Raw genomic sequence first — 17442 nt, forward strand, 5'->3', positions numbered from 1 at the left:
TGAAAAATGTTGTTGATATATTTTGATTTGTATGCTATAATTATCGTTGTGTAAAAAACGGGCGTTCCTCTGCAACGTCATGAACGTCTAGGATAAAAGGGAGGTAAAGGACATGGATATCATTAGAGCTATTGAAGCAGAACAATTAAGAAGTGATATTCCAAACTTTGGACCTGGAGATACTGTAAAGGTTCACGTAAAGGTAAAGGAAGGAAACAGAGAAAGAATCCAAGTTTTCGAAGGAATCGTTTTAAAGAGACAAAATGGTGGTCTTAGAGAAACATTCACAGTAAGAAAGATTGCTTACGGCGTAGGTGTTGAAAGAACATTCCCAGTTCACTCACCAATGATTGACAAGATTGAAGTTGTAAGAAGAGGTAAGGTAAGAAGAGCTAAGCTTTACTACCTAAGAAAGAGAGTAGGTAAGGCTGCTACAAAGGTTAAGGAAATTATGGACTAATGGGGCTGAATATCAGTCCCATTTTACTTTTATAGAATGTTTTTATATAATTACAAAAGGAGGGGATAAAATGAATATTCAATGGTACCCAGGGCATATGGTGAAAACTAAGAGACAAATAGAAGAGAGTTTAAAAATAATTGATGTTGTTATAGAACTTTTAGATGCAAGGATACCTGTAAGTAGTAAAAACCCTGATATAGATGAATTAATTAAAAATAAACCTAAGGTAGTATTGTTGAATAAGTGTACTTTAGCTGATGAAAAGATAACAAGAGAATGGATAAAATATTTTAAAGATAAGGGAATATACGCTTTAGACATTGACTCGGTTTCTGGTAAAAATATATCAAGGGTATATCCCGTTTTGAAGGAGGCAGTAAAGGATAAATTTGAAAGGAAGGCTGCTAAAGGAATTGTAGGAAGACCTATACGTGCACTTGTTGTTGGTATACCAAATGTAGGTAAATCCTCCTTTATAAATAAAATTTCAAATAAGTCAAGTGCCAAAACAGGTGATTTACCAGGGGTTACAAGATCAAAACAATGGATTAAGGTAAATAAGGAGTTTGAACTATTAGATACTCCAGGGATATTATGGCCTAAGTTTGAGGATGAGAAGGTTGCACTACATTTAGCCTATACCAAATCTATTAAGGAAGAAATCATCGATATAGAAGAATTGTCATTGAAATTTATTGATGAGATGAAGGATAAGTTTCCAAAGTGTATACAAGAGAGATACAAAGTTGATATGGATAAAACAGCTATAGAGATATTAAAGGAAATAGGTAAAAAGAGGGGTTGTATTGTATCGGGTGGTGAAATAGATACATTACGTGCTGCAACTATTCTTTTTGAGGATTATAGGTCTGGTAAATTAGGAAAAATTACATTGGAATCTCCAACATATGAAGAAGAGGTGCAAAATGAAGATTAAGGAGTTAGAGGATTTAATAAAAAATTCATCCTATGAAGAGTTTTTAAATTTAAAGGCATCCTACTTTGATGAAGAGAAAAAGTCTATAGTTAATCTTTTTAAAAAATATGAGAATAAATTTAAAAAACATCAAAAATTAATAGATGAGTATCAGAAAAGATTGACCTATGAAAAGGATTTATTGAATAGAGGTTATAGGTTTATTGCGGGTGTTGATGAAGTAGGTAGAGGTCCTCTTGCTGGTCCTGTATATGCAGCAGCTGTTATTTTAGATTTGAATAGTCCAATATATGAGATAAGGGATTCGAAAAAATTATCAGATATAAAAAGAAAAGAAATATCTGAAAAAATAAAGGAGAGTTCTATATCATATTCGATAGCCTTTGCAACAGAAAAGGAGATAGATGAACTAAATATATTGAATGCCACTAAGCTTGCAATGAAAAGAGCAATAGAGGGACTTAGTGTTAAGCCAGACTTTATATTAATAGATGCTGTAAAGATTGATTTGGGAATTGATTCAGATTCTTTAATAAAGGGAGATGATTTATCAGTATCTATAGGTGCTGCATCTATTATTGCAAAGGTGGAAAGAGATGAATTTATGGATGAAATTGCTTTAAAATATCCCGTTTATTCCTTTGAAAAAAACAAAGGATATGGTACAAAGGAACATATTGAGGCAATTAAGAAGTATGGGCCATGTGAAATACACAGAAGAAGTTTTATAAAGAATATGGTTTAGGGTGATTATATGAACAATAGGGTATTGGGTAATTTAGGGGAAGAGGCTGCTAAGTATTTTTTAATTAAAAATGGCTATAGGGTAGTTGAAACAAACTATAAAAATAAGTTTGGAGAAATAGATATAGTTGCTATTGAAAAGGATTGCATTTCTTTTATAGAGGTTAAAACTCGAAGCTCTGTAAAATATGGACTACCTTGTGAAGCAGTTAATTATAAAAAAATTGACAAGATAAAAAAGGTTGCATTGGGATATCTAAATGAAAATAGACATAGGGGTTATAATATAAGATTTGATGTTGTTGAGGTTTATTTAGATAAGGATAGGAGAACAATAAAACAAATTAATATAATAAAAGATGCTTTTTAGTAACCGTGAATTATATTATTCACGGTTTTTTTGTTGTCGTTAATATGATTAAACTATTTAAAAGGAGGATATAATTTACAATAAATTGTATTGTATAAGGGGAGGATTTTAATGATAAGTAGAGTTAATTCTATTTTTTTAATGGGTTTAGATGGATATATCTTAGATATAGAGGTTGATATTCAAAATGGACTTCCAGCCTTCAATATGGTGGGGCTACCAGATGCAGTCATAAAAGAGTCCAAAGAAAGAGTTAGGAGTGCAATTAAAAATTCAAATCTTGAATTTCCAAAGGGTAAAGTTTTGGTTAATTTTGCACCAGCTTCAATAAAAAAGGAAGGTAATCATCTCGATTTACCTATTGCAATTTCAATTTTAAAGGCCTGTGGATATATACGCGGTAATATAGAAAAGGATATTTTTGTAGGTGAACTTGCATTAAATGGGGATATTCGTAGAGTAAGGGGACTTCTTCCTATGATAATAGAAGCAAGGTCAAAGGGATTTAAAAGGGTATTTATTCCAATAGATAATATAAATGAAGTTAAAATGATAGATGGAATAGACATATATCCTGTAAATAGTCTACGTGAAGTTATTGATTATTTAAATGGAGAAATACAATTAGATAAGGTATTGACAATAAAGTATGATATTACAAATGTAAAGTATGGAATTGATTTTAATGAAGTAAAGGGACACAGTTTTGCTAAAAGAGCTGTTGAAATAGCAGCATCAGGTTTTCACAATATATTAATGTACGGTCCGCCTGGATCAGGAAAAACAATGATAGCTCAAAGGATACCAACTGTTTTACCATATCTTACATATGAAGAAAGTTTAGAAGTATCAAAGGTATATAGTATTGTTGGAGCTTTAAAGGATGAAAGTATGATATTTTATCCACCTTTTAGAAATCCTCATGTAAATGTGTCTACCAATTCTTTAATAGGAGGAGGTACAGTTCCTATTCCAGGTGAAGTTTCTTTAGCCCACAATGGAGTTCTATTTTTAGATGAATTTACTGAGTTTAAGAGAGATGCTCTCGAGGCTTTAAGACAACCTCTTGAGGATGGAATTGTTACAGTTTCAAGAGTAAAAGCAAAATATACTTTTCCAGCAAAATTTATGCTTGTTGCAGCTATGAATCCTTGCCCTTGTGGTTATTATGGTTCGGAAATTAAAGAGTGTAAATGTACTGAATTACAGATAAAAAATTATTTATCAAAGATATCTGGCCCTATTTTAGATAGAATAGATATACATATTGAGCTTTCACCTGTAAAATTTGAAGAATTGCAGGATAGTAAGGATGAGATAAGTTCACTTGAGATATTAAAAAAGGTTATAAAGGCAAGAGAAATACAGGCAAAAAGATTTAAAAATGATGGGATTTTATACAATTCAAATATGAAATCAAAGCATATTAAGAAATATTGTAGGTTAGATAGTGATGCAGAAAAATTATTAGAAAATGCATATAAAAGATTTAATATGACAACAAGATCCTATGCAAAAATATTAAAGATATCACGAACAATAGCAGATTTAGATGAGAGTGAAAACATAAAATCAAATCATATTGCAGAGGCATTACAATATAGAAAATTAGATGGTACTTTGTTGAAGTAGGTGAAATTTATGAGTTTAGAATATAATTTATGGTTTTATTTGTTAAAAATAAATAGAAGGATAAAGAGAGAGATAATGAATTTAAATATTACGCCAAAAGAAATATTTAATAAAAATTTAGATGAATTAGTTTATATGGGTATAGATATTATCACTGCTGAATATATAGTTAAAAATAAAGACTTAAAACCTGTTGAAGAGATAATTAAACAGATGAATAAGAAAAATTTTAAATTTGTATTTATGACAGATGAAGTATATCCTTATCTTTTGAAATCAATTGAAGATGCCCCAATAGGTCTATTTTACATAGGAAATATTATGTTACCAAAACAGCTTTTAGCTATTGTAGGTTCAAGAAGGGCAACTAACTATGGAAAAACAGTTGCATATAAAATTAGTTTAGAACTATCAAAATATAATATAGGCATAGTAAGTGGAATGGCAAGGGGAATTGATACAGAAGCACATAATGGTGCAATAGACTCTAATGGATTTACAATTGCTGTTTTAGGTTCCGGGTTTAATAATATTTATCCAAAGGAAAATATAAAATTAATGAATAAAATAATTGATAATGGTTGTGTATTTACAGAATATTTGCCTGATGTTAAACCATTTAGTTTTAATTTTCCAGAAAGAAATAGGATTATAAGTGGTTTATCTAATGCTGTTTTAGTAGTTGAAGCTGGAATAAGCAGCGGTTCAATGATAACAGTAAATTATGCATTAGAACAAGGTAGAGACGTTTTTGCAGTTCCAGGTGATATATATAAAGAACAGAGTAAGGGGTGCAATAAGCTTATAAAGGAAGGTGCAAAATTAGTTGATACGACTGATGATATACTCGAAGAATTTGGTATAAGAAATAACGCCAAGAAATATAATATAGAATTAGATGAGTATGAAAAAAATATCATAAATTATATTAATGAAGGAAATTTAACCTTTGAACAAATAAAATTAAAATGTAAATATGAGACAAGTTTTTTGTTGTCAAAATTAACTATTCTTGAATGTAAAGGAATAATTAAAAGGGTTTATGGTGGAAATTATGTTATCATAAAATCTTGATTTTATAAAATTTTCTGTTATAATACAGTTATTGCTAAATAGTTACTGGAGGTGTTAGAATGGCTCAATCTCTTGTAATAGTTGAGTCACCTGCTAAGGCAAAAACAATAGGAAAATTTTTGGGAAAAGGATATAAGATTGCTGCTTCAATGGGACATGTAAGAGATTTACCTAAGAGTCAATTAGGTGTTGATATAGATAATAACTATGAACCTAAGTATATAACAATTAGAGGTAAGGGCAAACTTATTGACGAGTTAAAAAAGGAAGCAAAAAAATGTCAAAAGGTTTATCTTGCAACAGACCCAGATAGGGAAGGAGAGGCTATATCCTGGCACCTTGCTACCATTCTGGGCCTTAATTTTAACGATGAGTGTAGAATAGAATTTCATGAAATAACTAAGAAGGCATTAAATGAGGCTATTAAAAATCCCCGCAAAATAAATATGAATTTAGTTAATGCACAACAGGCAAGAAGAGTTTTAGATAGATTAGTAGGTTACGAAATAAGCCCTATTTTGTGGAAAAAGGTCAAGTGGGGTCTTTCTGCAGGTAGAGTACAATCAGTAGCGGTAAAGTTAATCTGTGAACGTGAACAGGAAATCAATAATTTTATACCTGAAGAATACTGGTCTATTACTGCAAAATTAAAGAATAAAAACAAGCAGTTTGAAGCTAAATTTTATGGAAAAGCAAATGAAAAGATAGAACTTAAAAATAAAGAGCAGGTTGATGAAATTTTAAATAATTTAAAAGATACAGAATTTAAAGTTGTGAATGTTAAGAAACAAGAAAAGAAAAAGAGTCCAATGCCACCTTTTACAACAAGTTCATTGCAACAGGAGGCCTTTAAAAAATTGAATTTTACAACTAAAAAGACTATGTCTATAGCTCAACAGCTATATGAAGGTATAGATATAAAAGGTGAAGGAACTGTAGGTTTAATAACTTATATGAGAACAGATTCAGTAAGAGTATCAGAAGAAGCACAAAGGGAGGCAAAGGAGTATATACTTAATAATTTCGGTAAGGAATATACATCAAATACAACTAAAAATTATAAAACAAAAGGAAATGTTCAAGATGCCCATGAAGCAATAAGACCTACTTCAGTTAATAGACATCCTGATAACATAAAGGATTCTTTAACAAATGATCAATACAAATTATATAATCTAATTTGGAATAGATTTATAGCAAGCCAAATGTCTGAAGCTGTTTATGATACTACATCTGTTGATATTACAGCAGGTGATTATCAATTTAAAGCTACAGGAAGTATTTTAAAATTTAATGGATACCTGTCCGTATACCAACAGGATGAAGATGAAAAAGAAGCAAAGTTACCAGAAATAAATATTAATGACGTATTATCGTTAATTAATTTAGATAGCAAACAACACTTTACTCAACCACCAGCAAGATATACTGAAGCTACATTAGTAAAGGTTCTTGAGGAAAAAGGAATTGGAAGACCAAGTACATATGCACCTATTATTAGTACTATATTAGAGCGTGGATATGTTGAAAAGGAAAAGAAATATTTTATACCTACAGAATTAGGTGTAATAGTAACAGAACTTTTAAACGAAAATTTTAAGGATATAGTTGATGTTGAATTTACTGCGGAAATGGAGAAGAAACTTGATGAGATAGAGGAAGGACAGGAGAATTGGGTTGAAGTTGTGGATTCCTTCTTTAAACCATTAAAAAAACAAATTGAGTTAGCTGAGAATACAATTGAAAAGGTTTCAATAGAAGAAAAGGTTGAAGTTACAGATATTAAATGTGATAAATGTGGAAGAAATATGGTAATAAAAAAGAGTAAGTATGGTAAATTTCTTGCCTGTCCAGGTTATCCTGAATGTAAAAATACTAAACCTATTTTAGATGAGCTTGATGTTAATTGTCCATTATGTGGAGCTAAGGTTGTTGTAAGAAGGAGCAAAAAAGGAAAGACATTTTATGGATGTAGCAATTATCCAAAATGTAACTTCGTAAGTTGGGATAAACCTACAAACGAAAAATGTCCAAAATGCGGAGAAACACTTTATGAAAAGAATGTTAAGGGAGAAAAAAAGCTTGTATGTATAAATAAAAACTGCAAATAATAAAATCAGAAAAATTGCACAAATCTTATTGTAAAAATTAAAAAATTTGTCGAAAATAATAAAAAATATGTTGCATAATCGTTTGCATTATGTTATAGTTATATTGCTGATGGGAAATAAACAATTCTAAAAATTTTAAAAAATGATTTTATAAATGGTACTGGGGGTTATTAGTATGTTTAAGGCAACGACAATAGTTGCTGTAAAGAATAATAATATGGTAGCAATTGCAGGTGATGGACAAGTAACTTTTGGAGAAAATACTATTATAAAATCATCTGCAAATAAAATACGTAAAATATATAATAACAAAGTTTTGATTGGTTTTGCAGGCTCAGTGGCGGATGCCTTTACACTTGCTGAAAAATTTGAAGATAAACTAACAGAATATAATGGAAATTTAAGAAAGGCCGCTGTAGAACTAGCAGGTTTTTGGAGAAGTGATAAGGCACTTAGAAAGCTTGAAGCACTTATGATTGCAGCAGATAGGGAAACTCTACTAATTATATCTGGTGGTGGAGAGGTTATAGAACCTGATGATGGTATTGCTGCAATAGGTTCAGGAGGTATGTATGCATTAGCAGCAGCAAGAGCCTTAAAGCAAAATACAACACTCACCCCAAAGGAAATAGCATTTAAATCATTAGAAATTGCATCTGAGATATGCGTTTATACAAACAGAAACATTAATGTATTGGAGCTTTAAATTGGGGGGATATAAATGGAACAACTAACTCCGAAAAAGATAGTTCAAGAACTTGATAAATATATAATAGGTCAAAATGAAGCAAAAAAGATGGTGGCAGTTGCTTTAAGAAATAGATATAGGAGAAGATTGGCATCCGATGATATAAAAGAAGATATAATTCCAAAAAATATTTTGATGATTGGGCCAACTGGAGTAGGTAAAACAGAAATAGCAAGAAGGTTAGCAAAATTAGTTAATGCACCATTTGTAAAGGTAGAAGCAACTAAATTTACTGAAGTTGGCTATGTTGGAAGAGATGTTGATTCCATAATTAGAGATTTGGTAGAAAATTCTATTAGACTTGTAAAGGAAGAAAAAATTAAAGAGGTAGAAGAAAAGGCACTTGAAATGGCAAAAATGAGGGTAGTTGATGTAATAGCACCTCTACCAAATAAGAAAATAAATAAAAATCCCTTCGATTATATTTTTGGATTTCAAAATGAAAATAAAAATGTAAGCCTTAATGAAAGTGAAGAAGATATTAATTTAAAACGTCAGCAGATATTACACCAGCTTGAACAGGGGTTGCTTGACAATGTGGAAATAGAAATAGAAATAGAGGATAGTTCAACACTTCCATTTGAGGTTATAGCTGGTGGCAATATAAGTGATTTAAACATAAATTTTGAAGATTTATTAGGTGGGATTCTTCCAAAAAAGAAAAAATCTAAAAAAGTAAAGGTAAAGGATGCACTTAATATTTTTAAAAATGAAGAAGCAAATAAATTACTGGATTTAGATGAAATAAATAAAATAGCAGTAAAAAGAGCAGAAGAAGATGGAATTGTGTTTATTGATGAAATAGATAAAATAGCTGGCAAAAATAATAAGAGTGGTCCTGATGTTTCGAGGGAAGGTGTTCAAAGAGATATATTACCTATTGTAGAGGGAAGTACTGTTAATACAAAGTATGGTCCAGTAAAAACCGATCATATATTATTTATTGCTGCAGGAGCCTTCCATGTTTCAAAGGTGTCAGATTTAATACCTGAACTACAAGGGCGTTTTCCAGTTAGAGTTAAGTTAAATGATTTAACTAAAGAGGATTTTGTTAAGATATTGATGGAACCAAAAAATGCTTTAATTAAACAGTATAAAGAGTTACTTAAGGTTGAAGGAATAGAGTTGATATTTACTGAAGATGGTATAGAGGAAATTGCTGAAGTTTCATATAAAATGAATATGACAAGTGAAAATATAGGTGCAAGAAGACTTCATACTATTATAGAAAAAGTTCTTTTAGATGTTTCTTTCGAAGCACCAGATTTAGAAGAAAAAGTTATAACTGTTAATAGAGAATATGTAAAGCAGAGAACCACAGAATTGGTTAAAGATACTTCAGAAAAAAATTATATAATTTAGAAAGGAGAATGATTATGTACAGCTTACTAGAGAAGACAAGAATGTTAAATAAAATTTTACAAAAATCAGCAACTGAGCCAGTAGTATTTGGGGATATTTGCAAAACTTTAAGTGAGGTTATGAACTGCAATGTTTATGTTGTAAGTAGAAAGGGAAAAATACTTGGATATCAATTAAGGGATGAATTTGAATGCGATATAGTTAAAAACACAGTTATTAGAGAACAAAAATTCCCAGAAGATTACAACAATAGTATAATGCAAATATCAGAAACAAAGCCTAATGTAAAATCAAAGGGTGTTTGTGTTTTTGAAAATGATGTTAATTGCCTTTTTGCAGATAAAATAACAACTATAGTTCCTATTATAGGAAATAGAGAAAGATTAGGAACACTTTTAATAGCAAGATTTGGAGAAGAATTTACAGATGAAGACTTAGTTCTTGCTGAATACAGTGCAGCTATTGTTGGTATGGAAATAATAAGATCAAAGCAGGATGAAATAGAAGAAGAAGCAAGAAAGAAGGCAGTTGTTCAACTTGCAATTGGAACACTTTCATATTCTGAATTAGAAGCAGTTGAACATATCTTCAATGAACTTGATGGAAATGAAGGATTACTTGTAGCAAGTAAAATTGCAGATAAAGTAGGTATAACAAGATCAGTAATAGTAAATGCACTTAGAAAATTTGAAAGTGCTGGTGTAATTGAATCAAGATCACTTGGTATGAAGGGTACTCATATAAAGATACTTAACGATAAGTTACTTGATGAATTAAAGAAGCTAAGAAGCTAATTTTTAGCTTCTTTCTTTTGTAAAAAATATGAATAAATTTTTCTTTATTTGTTAAAATAATTATTGATTATATGACAAATCTATGTTATACTATCAATCGTGAAAAAAACACACACTCTACAATTTTTAAAAGGGTGCCTGTAATAAGGCCTTTTAAAAAAATGAGTAGAGTGGAGGAATAAAACCAGGAGGTGCCTATATGTCAGTTATTCAAATGAAGCAATTATTAGAAGCTGGTGTTCATTTTGGACATCAAACAAGAAGATGGAATCCTAAAATGTCACAGTACATCTTCACTGAAAGAAATGGTATTTACATCATTGACCTTCAAAAGACTGCAAAGAAATTAGAAGAAGCATATGAATTCGTTAAGAATGCAGCAGCAGAAGGAAAAGAAATTCTATTTGTAGGAACAAAAAAGCAAGCTCAAGATTCAGTTAAGGAAGAAGCCATCAGATGTAATATGCATTATGTAAATGAAAGATGGCTTGGTGGAATGCTTACAAACTTCAGAACTATCAAGACAAGAATAGCAAGACTAAATGAACTTCAAAAGATGGCTGAAGATGGTACATTCGATCTTCTTCCAAAGAAGGAAGTTATAAAGTTAAAGAATGAAATGGAAAAGCTTGAAAAGAACCTTGGAGGAATCAAGGAATTAGCTAAGCTTAATAAAATCGATAAGGACAACATAGTTCTTTTCGTTGTTGACCCAAGAAAGGAAAAGAATGCTGTTGCAGAAGCAAGAATACTTGGTATACCAGTAGTTGGTATAGTAGATACTAACTGCGATCCAGATGATGTTGATTATGTAATACCAGGTAATGATGATGCAATAAGAGCAGTTAAGCTAATTGCATCAAAGATAGCTGATGCTGTACTTGAAGGAAGACAAGGTGAACAATTAGCAGAATAATATTAAAAGGTAAGGGTAAAGGGTATCTTAACCCTTACCTTTAATAACATTAAGGAGGAATCGGTTATGCAAATTACAGCTAAGATGGTAAGTGAACTAAGAGAAAGAACTGGTGCTGGAATGATGGATTGTAAAAAGGCACTTGTTCAAGCAGAGGGAGATATGGAAAAGGCTATTGAAATCCTTAGAGAAAAGGGATTAGCAGCTGCTGCTAAGAAGGCAGGAAGAGTTGCTGCTGAAGGTGTTGTAGAAACATACATAACAGAAGATGGTAAGACAGGTGCAGTTGTTGAAGTTAACTGTGAAACAGACTTCGTTGGTAAGAATGATGACTTTGTAAATCTTGCTAAGAATCTTGCTAAGCAAGCAGCTTATTCAAAGGCTAATACAGTTGAAGAAATATTAGAAGAAAAGTACATAGCAGATGAAAATATGACTGTTAAAGAAGCTATAACAGCTTTAATAGCAAAGCTTGGAGAAAATATGACTTTTAGAAGATTTGAAAGATTCAATGTTGAAAATGGTGTTATAATGGACTACATCCACGGTGGTGGAAGAATAGCTGTTATGGTTCAAGTTGAAGGAGCAACAAATGAAGTTGCAAAGGAAGTTGCAAAGGAACTTGCATTACAAATAGCTGCAGCAAATCCTTTATACCTTGTTAAGGAAGAAGTACCACAAGAAGTAATTGAAAAGGAAAGAGAAATATATAGACAACAAGCTCTAAACGAAGGAAAACCAGAAAAAGTTGTTGAAAAGATGGTTGAAGGTAGATTACAAAAGTACTTTAAGGAAGTATGCCTAATAGAACAATTATGGATAAGAGATCAAGACAAGACTATAAGAAAGTTTGTTGAAGAAAAGTCAAAAGAAGCAAATGCAGAACTTACAGTTAAGAAGTTCGTAAGATTTGAAAAGGGTGAAGGTATAGAAAAGAAAGAAGAAAACTTTGCTGAAGAAGTTATGAAGCAAACTAGGGCGTAATTTAAAAAGAGAACACACCTGTGTTCTCTTTTTTTAAGAAGGATATTTTAATTTTTGGTAGAATATATTAAGTTGGAGGTAATAAGATGACAGCTCCAAAATATAAAAGAGTTATGATAAAATTAAGTGGTGAAGCTCTTGCAGGTGAAAAGGGCTATGGCTTTGATTTTGATGTTATTAAAAGAATATCTGAAGAAATTAAAGATATTGTAGATATGGGTGTTGAAGTTGGTTGTGTTGTCGGCGGAGGGAATATATGGAGAGGTAGAAACGGAATAGATATGGATAGAACAACAGCCGACTATATGGGGATGCTTGCAACTTGTATAAATGCTATGGCTCTGCAAGATTCATTGGAATCAATAGGTGTCAAAACGCGAGTTCAAACAGCAATAGAAATGAGGGAAATTGCAGAACCATTTGTAAGAAGAAGGGCTGTAAGACATCTTGAAAAGGGTAGAGTTGTTATTTTTGCAGCTGGGACTGGAAATCCATATTTTTCAACAGATACTGCAGCAGCACTTAGAGCTGCAGAGATAGAGGCAGAAGCTATACTGCTTGCTAAAAAAGTAGATGGTGTATATGACTCAGATCCAAATAAAAATAAAGATGCCAAGAAGTTTGATAAATTGACTTTTATGCAGGTATTAGAAAGAGATCTAAAGGTAATGGATTCTACTGCAACATCATTATGCAAAGATAACAATATTCCAATCATAGTTTTTGCACTTGATGAACCTGGAAATATTAAAAGAGCAGTACTTGGAGAAAACATAGGTACTGTTGTTGAAAATTAATAAAGGAGGTTTTTTTAATGATTAAAGAAGTAATTGTTGCTTCTGAAGAAAAAATGAAAAAATCAATTGAGCTTCTTAAGAAGGAATTACAAGGACTAAAGGCCGGAAGAGCAAATGCTGCAATGCTTGACAAAATAACTGTTGATTATTATGGAACACCAACTCATATTGCACAGCTTGCTTCAATTTCAATTCCTGAACCAAGAGTTTTAGTAATACAACCTTGGGATAAAAATGCAATCAAGGATATTGAAAAGGCTATTCAAAAGTCAGATTTAGGTATTAATCCAACTAATGATGGTCAAGTAATAAGATTAGTTATTCCAGAACTTACAGAGGAAACAAGAAAAAATCTTGTTAAAGTTGTTAAAAAGCACGGAGAAGACACTAAAGTTGCAGTTAGGTCAGTAAGAAGAGATGCTAATGATAGATTAAAGGCACTTAAAAAGGAAGGTAATTTCTCAGAGGACGAAATAAAGAGAACTGAGGAAGAAGTACAAAAGATAACTGATAATTTTATAAAAGAGATTGATAAATTAGTAGAAGCAAAGGAAAAGGAGATATTAACTGTATAATATGGAAGTGAAGAGTTTTTTAGCTCATAAATTAGAGGATGTAGAAGAATATTTAAAGAAAAGTGGAATAAATTATGAGTTAATAGAAGTAGATAATCCTAAGGGAGTTAAAATTGGTGATGAAAAAAGGGTTATCAAGATAGTAGAAGAGGCCTCCATAAAAATATACTATTCATATTTTTAATCAAATATAAAAAATAAATAAAGTCTATAATGCCAAAGCTTTAAGCTTTGGCATAAAAAATTTATTTTTATGAGGGAGGTAACGATGTTATTTTTTAATAAGAAAAAAAAGAATGAATCCAAAAATTTTTTAGAAATGATTGATAAAAATAAAATTCCAAAGCACATTGCTATAATTATGGATGGTAATGGTAGATGGGCAAAACAAAGAAATTTACCAAGAACTTTTGGGCACAAAGCAGGTGTAGAAACTATAAGAGAAATTGTTAAGGCATGTTCAGAACTTGGTGTAAAATATTTGACTCTATATGCCTTTTCAACAGAAAATTGGAAAAGACCAAGTGAAGAAGTAAATGCTCTTATGAATTTATTAGTTGAATATTTAAGATCTGAAGTTCAAGAACTACATAAAAATAATGTTGTGGTTAATTCGATTGGTGATATAAGTAAATTACCATTGATATGTCAGGAAGAGTTGAAAAATGCTTATGAAAAAACCAAAGATAATACGGGTTTAGTATTAAATCTTGCATTAAATTATGGTGGACGCGATGAAATAAAAAATGCAGTAATTAAAATTGCACAGCTTATAAAGGAAAATAAAATAGATATTGAAGATATTAATGAAGAATTGATAAGTAGTAATTTATATACTGCAAATATGCCAGATCCAGATTTATTAATTAGACCAAGTGGTGAATATAGATTGAGTAATTTTCTATTATGGCAAGTAGCATATACAGAATTCTGGTATTCAAATATATATTGGCCAGAATTTAATAGAGAACATCTATATAGAGCTATATATGATTACCAAAATAGAGATAGAAGATTTGGTGGTATAAAATAGAGAAGGTGAAAATATGAAAACAAGAATTATAAGTGCATTAGTAGCTATTCCAATATTACTTTTTTTTGTAATATCAGGGGGATTGATTTTAAAGATAGGTGTATCAATAATAACTGCTATAGCAGTATATGAGTATATAAATGCTTTTAGTAATAAATACAAAATTATTGCACCTTTATTAATTATTTTTTACTTGGTAAATCAATTTATATTTTATACATCAGATTTATCAAAGTATAATATTATTTTGATCTATGCGTTACTTTTGCTATCAATGGCTTATCCAATCTTTAACAAGAAATATTCTATTATATCTTCAGCATTTACTGTTGTTGGATATATATATATAATTAGCTTTTTTAATCTTCTTGTTAAAATAAATGAGCTTGAAAATGGTAATAAATTGATATGGATGGTTTTTTTAATTGCTTGGTGCTGTGATACTTTTGCCTATTTTACTGGTATGCTTTTGGGAAAAAGAAAGTTGTGTCCGGAAGTTAGTCCTAAAAAAACAGTAGAAGGTTCGATTGGAGGAATATTGGGAAGTATTATAGGTCTTGTTATTTGGAAGATTTTTAATGGTAATATTGAGATTACATATATACAATTAATTATTTTAGGAATAATCGGTGCAGTTGTATCTCAAATAGGGGACCTTTCAGCTTCATTAATAAAAAGGCATGTAGGTATAAAGGATTATGGGAATATAATGCCTGGACACGGAGGAATTTTAGATAGGTTTGATAGCATACTATTTGTTATTCCTGTCGTATATTATTATATAGCAATTGTTTTAGGATGATATATATGAATATTAATGTAAAGGCATTACTTAAGATAATAGTGGTAGATTTAATAGTTATCATTATTCTTAAGTTATGCCTTGTTTTTTTGTGGCCATTTCTTATTGCTATTTTAATTGCACTACTTATGGAACCTTTTATAAAAAAGATAGTAAGTTTAAAAATAAATAGAAATATAGCCGTTAGTTTATCTTATATTTTTATATTTGCTGTATTAGCCTTTTTGACATATATTTTTATAAAATATATAATTAACGAAGTGAATAAAATATACCTAATGATATCAAATAAAGTATATAGTGATCAAATAAATTATATAATTGAAAAAATAATGTCATTAAGAAATAGTGACCTTAATTTTTTAGATAAAACAGTAGGGACAATAAATGAATTACTAAAAATATTTATAGTTTTTATAATTAGTATAATTTTAAGTTTAGATTTTAATAAAATATCTGAACATATTATTCTAAGTATTGACAATAAATATATAGCTGCCTTTATAAATTCATTTATAAAATTAACATCTATTGCATTAATTGAATTTAAATTAGTATTTATTTCCACATTACTTACAATAGCTGGATTTTATGTGTTAGGTGTTGAAAATGCATTAACTATAGGAATAATTTGTGGTATACTAGATTTGTTACCTGTTTTAGGTCCTGCACTAATTTTTGTGCCTTGGAGTGTATTGGCATTTATAGACAAAAAATACTTTTTGTCTATAGGTCTTATATCATTATATGCATTATTGCAGATAATAAGGGAAATATTGCAGGTTAAGATGGTAGGAAATTCTTTAAAGATTCATCCTGTTATTTCACTTTTTGCGTTGTATGTAGGGGTTATAATATTTAAGTTATGGGGAGTTATATTTGGACCATTTATGATTATTTTTACGAAAGAACTTATTGACATAGAAAGGAGAATTATATGAAACAATTAGTTATATTAGGTTCTACAGGTTCCATTGGAACTCAAGCACTTGATGTTGTACGTCATAAAAGGGATGAATTTAAGATTGTTGCTTTGTCTGCAAATTCTAATATAAATAAATTAGTTGAGCAGGTTAATGAATTCAAACCTGAATATGTTGTAATAATGAATGAAAATTTAGTAAGTGAATTAAAGGATAGAGTTTATAATATTGGAACAAAGGTACTTTCAGGTATTGAAGGTTTAGAATTTATAAGTACATTACATAATGTAGATATAGTTTTAACTTCTGTTGTTGGTATGATTGGTTTAAGACCAACAATTGCGGCAATTAGGGAAGGGAAAGATATCGCACTTGCTAATAAAGAAACTTTAGTAGTTGGTGGAAGCATAATAAAGGATGAACTTTCAAAATCTAAATCAAGAATTATTCCAGTGGATAGTGAGCATAGTGCTCTTTTTCAGTGTTTAAATGGAGAAAGCAGGAGTGCAGTTAATAATTTAATTTTAACAGCTTCAGGAGGACCTTTTAGAGGTAAGAAGAAGGAAGATTTAACTGAAGTTACTCCAGAGATGGCTCTAAAACATCCAAGATGGAATATGGGTAAAAAAATATCTATAGATTCTGCAACATTGATGAATAAAGGATTAGAAGTCATAGAAGCGCACTATTTGTTCGATGTTGATTATGATAATATAAAGGTTGTCATACATCCTCAAAGTATTATACATTCTATGGTAGAGTATAAAGATGGTTCAATAATTGCACAGCTATCTAATACCGATATGAGACACCCAATTCAATATGCCCTTGAATATCCAAATAGAACAGAGTCATTAATTGGGTATCTTGATTTAATAAAATACAATACTTTAACATTTGAGGAGCCAGATATTGAAACATTTGAGTGTTTAAAATTAGCCTATGATGCTGGAAAAGTTGGAGGAACTATGCCAGCAGTATGTAATATTGCCAATGAAGAAGCAGTAGATTTATTTCTTAACAATAAGATAAAATTTTTAGATATTCCAATTATAATAAAAGAGGCTATGAATAACTTTAAGGTGAACTATGAATTTGATTTAGATTTTATTATTAATTTAGAGAAGGAAGTAAGAGAATATGTTAGAAATATAATAAAATAGGGTGGTGTTTTTAT

At 30.2% G+C, this 17442-nt stretch carries 19 protein-coding genes; all 19 read left to right on the forward strand.

Features of this window, described 5'->3' with window-relative positions; translation table 11 throughout:
* Positions 1-112: 112 nt before the first annotated feature.
* Positions 113-460, forward strand: a complete 348-nt coding sequence (rplS, locus tag A3M9_RS0100445; protein ID WP_027307451.1) for a 50S ribosomal protein L19 — start codon at positions 113-115, stop codon at positions 458-460.
* Between the two features lie 70 nt (positions 461-530).
* Entirely contained in the window at positions 531-1400 is an 870-nt protein-coding gene (gene ylqF, locus A3M9_RS0100450) for a ribosome biogenesis GTPase YlqF (protein WP_027307452.1), read from the forward strand.
* Complete coding sequence (locus tag A3M9_RS0100455; RefSeq protein WP_084106383.1) at positions 1390-2145, forward strand: ribonuclease HII; 756 nt, start codon at positions 1390-1392, stop codon at positions 2143-2145. The genes ylqF and A3M9_RS0100455 overlap by 11 nt, the downstream gene beginning before the upstream one ends.
* Before the next feature lie 9 nt (positions 2146-2154).
* Positions 2155-2514, forward strand: a complete 360-nt coding sequence (locus A3M9_RS0100460) for a YraN family protein (protein ID WP_027307454.1) — start codon at positions 2155-2157, stop codon at positions 2512-2514.
* Between the two features lie 111 nt (positions 2515-2625).
* Positions 2626-4146 carry a YifB family Mg chelatase-like AAA ATPase gene (locus A3M9_RS0100465; protein ID WP_027307455.1) on the forward strand — a complete coding sequence of 507 codons (1521 nt, stop codon included), beginning with the start codon at positions 2626-2628 and terminating at the stop codon, positions 4144-4146.
* A gap of 9 nt (positions 4147-4155) precedes the next feature.
* Complete coding sequence (gene dprA, locus A3M9_RS0100470) at positions 4156-5220, forward strand: DNA-processing protein DprA (RefSeq protein WP_027307456.1); 1065 nt, start codon at positions 4156-4158, stop codon at positions 5218-5220.
* 59 nt (positions 5221-5279) lie between these two features.
* Positions 5280-7331 carry a type I DNA topoisomerase gene (gene topA, locus A3M9_RS0100475; protein WP_027307457.1) on the forward strand — a complete coding sequence of 684 codons (2052 nt, stop codon included), beginning with the start codon at positions 5280-5282 and terminating at the stop codon, positions 7329-7331.
* Between the two features lie 175 nt (positions 7332-7506).
* Positions 7507-8037, forward strand: coding sequence for an ATP-dependent protease subunit HslV (gene hslV / locus A3M9_RS0100480; protein WP_027307458.1), 531 nt, complete (start codon positions 7507-7509; stop codon positions 8035-8037).
* 15 nt (positions 8038-8052) lie between these two features.
* Complete coding sequence (gene hslU, locus A3M9_RS0100485) at positions 8053-9441, forward strand: ATP-dependent protease ATPase subunit HslU (protein ID WP_027307459.1); 1389 nt, start codon at positions 8053-8055, stop codon at positions 9439-9441.
* A 14-nt stretch (positions 9442-9455) separates the two neighbouring features.
* Positions 9456-10235, forward strand: a complete 780-nt coding sequence (codY, locus tag A3M9_RS0100490) for a GTP-sensing pleiotropic transcriptional regulator CodY (RefSeq protein WP_027307460.1) — start codon at positions 9456-9458, stop codon at positions 10233-10235.
* Between the two features lie 199 nt (positions 10236-10434).
* Positions 10435-11151 (forward strand): 30S ribosomal protein S2, encoded by a 717-nt coding sequence (gene rpsB / locus A3M9_RS0100495; protein ID WP_027307461.1) that lies wholly within the window; start codon positions 10435-10437, stop codon positions 11149-11151.
* Positions 11152-11217: 66 nt separating this feature from the next.
* Positions 11218-12135 (forward strand): translation elongation factor Ts, encoded by a 918-nt coding sequence (tsf, locus tag A3M9_RS0100500; protein WP_027307462.1) that lies wholly within the window; start codon positions 11218-11220, stop codon positions 12133-12135.
* Positions 12136-12221: 86 nt separating this feature from the next.
* The gene (gene pyrH / locus A3M9_RS0100505; protein WP_027307463.1) at positions 12222-12932 is read left to right on the forward strand and encodes a UMP kinase; all 711 of its coding nucleotides are present in this window, start codon (positions 12222-12224) and stop codon (positions 12930-12932) included.
* 17 nt (positions 12933-12949) lie between these two features.
* Positions 12950-13507: a ribosome recycling factor gene (frr, locus tag A3M9_RS0100510; protein ID WP_027307464.1), complete on the forward strand. Its 558-nt coding sequence runs from the start codon at positions 12950-12952 to the stop codon at positions 13505-13507.
* Position 13508: 1 nt separating this feature from the next.
* Entirely contained in the window at positions 13509-13691 is a 183-nt protein-coding gene (locus A3M9_RS0100515) for a hypothetical protein (protein WP_027307465.1), read from the forward strand.
* An 84-nt stretch (positions 13692-13775) separates the two neighbouring features.
* Positions 13776-14540, forward strand: a complete 765-nt coding sequence (locus tag A3M9_RS0100520) for an isoprenyl transferase (protein ID WP_027307466.1) — start codon at positions 13776-13778, stop codon at positions 14538-14540.
* Positions 14541-14553: 13 nt separating this feature from the next.
* On the forward strand, positions 14554-15342 hold the full coding sequence (locus tag A3M9_RS0100525) for a phosphatidate cytidylyltransferase (RefSeq protein ID WP_027307467.1): 789 nt from the start codon (positions 14554-14556) through the stop codon (positions 15340-15342).
* A 5-nt stretch (positions 15343-15347) separates the two neighbouring features.
* Complete coding sequence (locus A3M9_RS14040) at positions 15348-16283, forward strand: AI-2E family transporter (RefSeq protein WP_027307468.1); 936 nt, start codon at positions 15348-15350, stop codon at positions 16281-16283.
* Entirely contained in the window at positions 16280-17428 is a 1149-nt protein-coding gene (locus tag A3M9_RS0100535; RefSeq protein ID WP_027307469.1) for a 1-deoxy-D-xylulose-5-phosphate reductoisomerase, read from the forward strand. Before A3M9_RS14040 ends, A3M9_RS0100535 begins: the two co-directional genes overlap by 4 nt.
* Positions 17429-17442: the final 14 nt, after the last annotated feature.

Source organism: Caloramator sp. ALD01, assembly GCF_000472625.1.
Classification (GTDB): domain Bacteria; phylum Bacillota; class Clostridia; order Clostridiales; family Caloramatoraceae; genus Thermobrachium; species Thermobrachium proteoclasticum.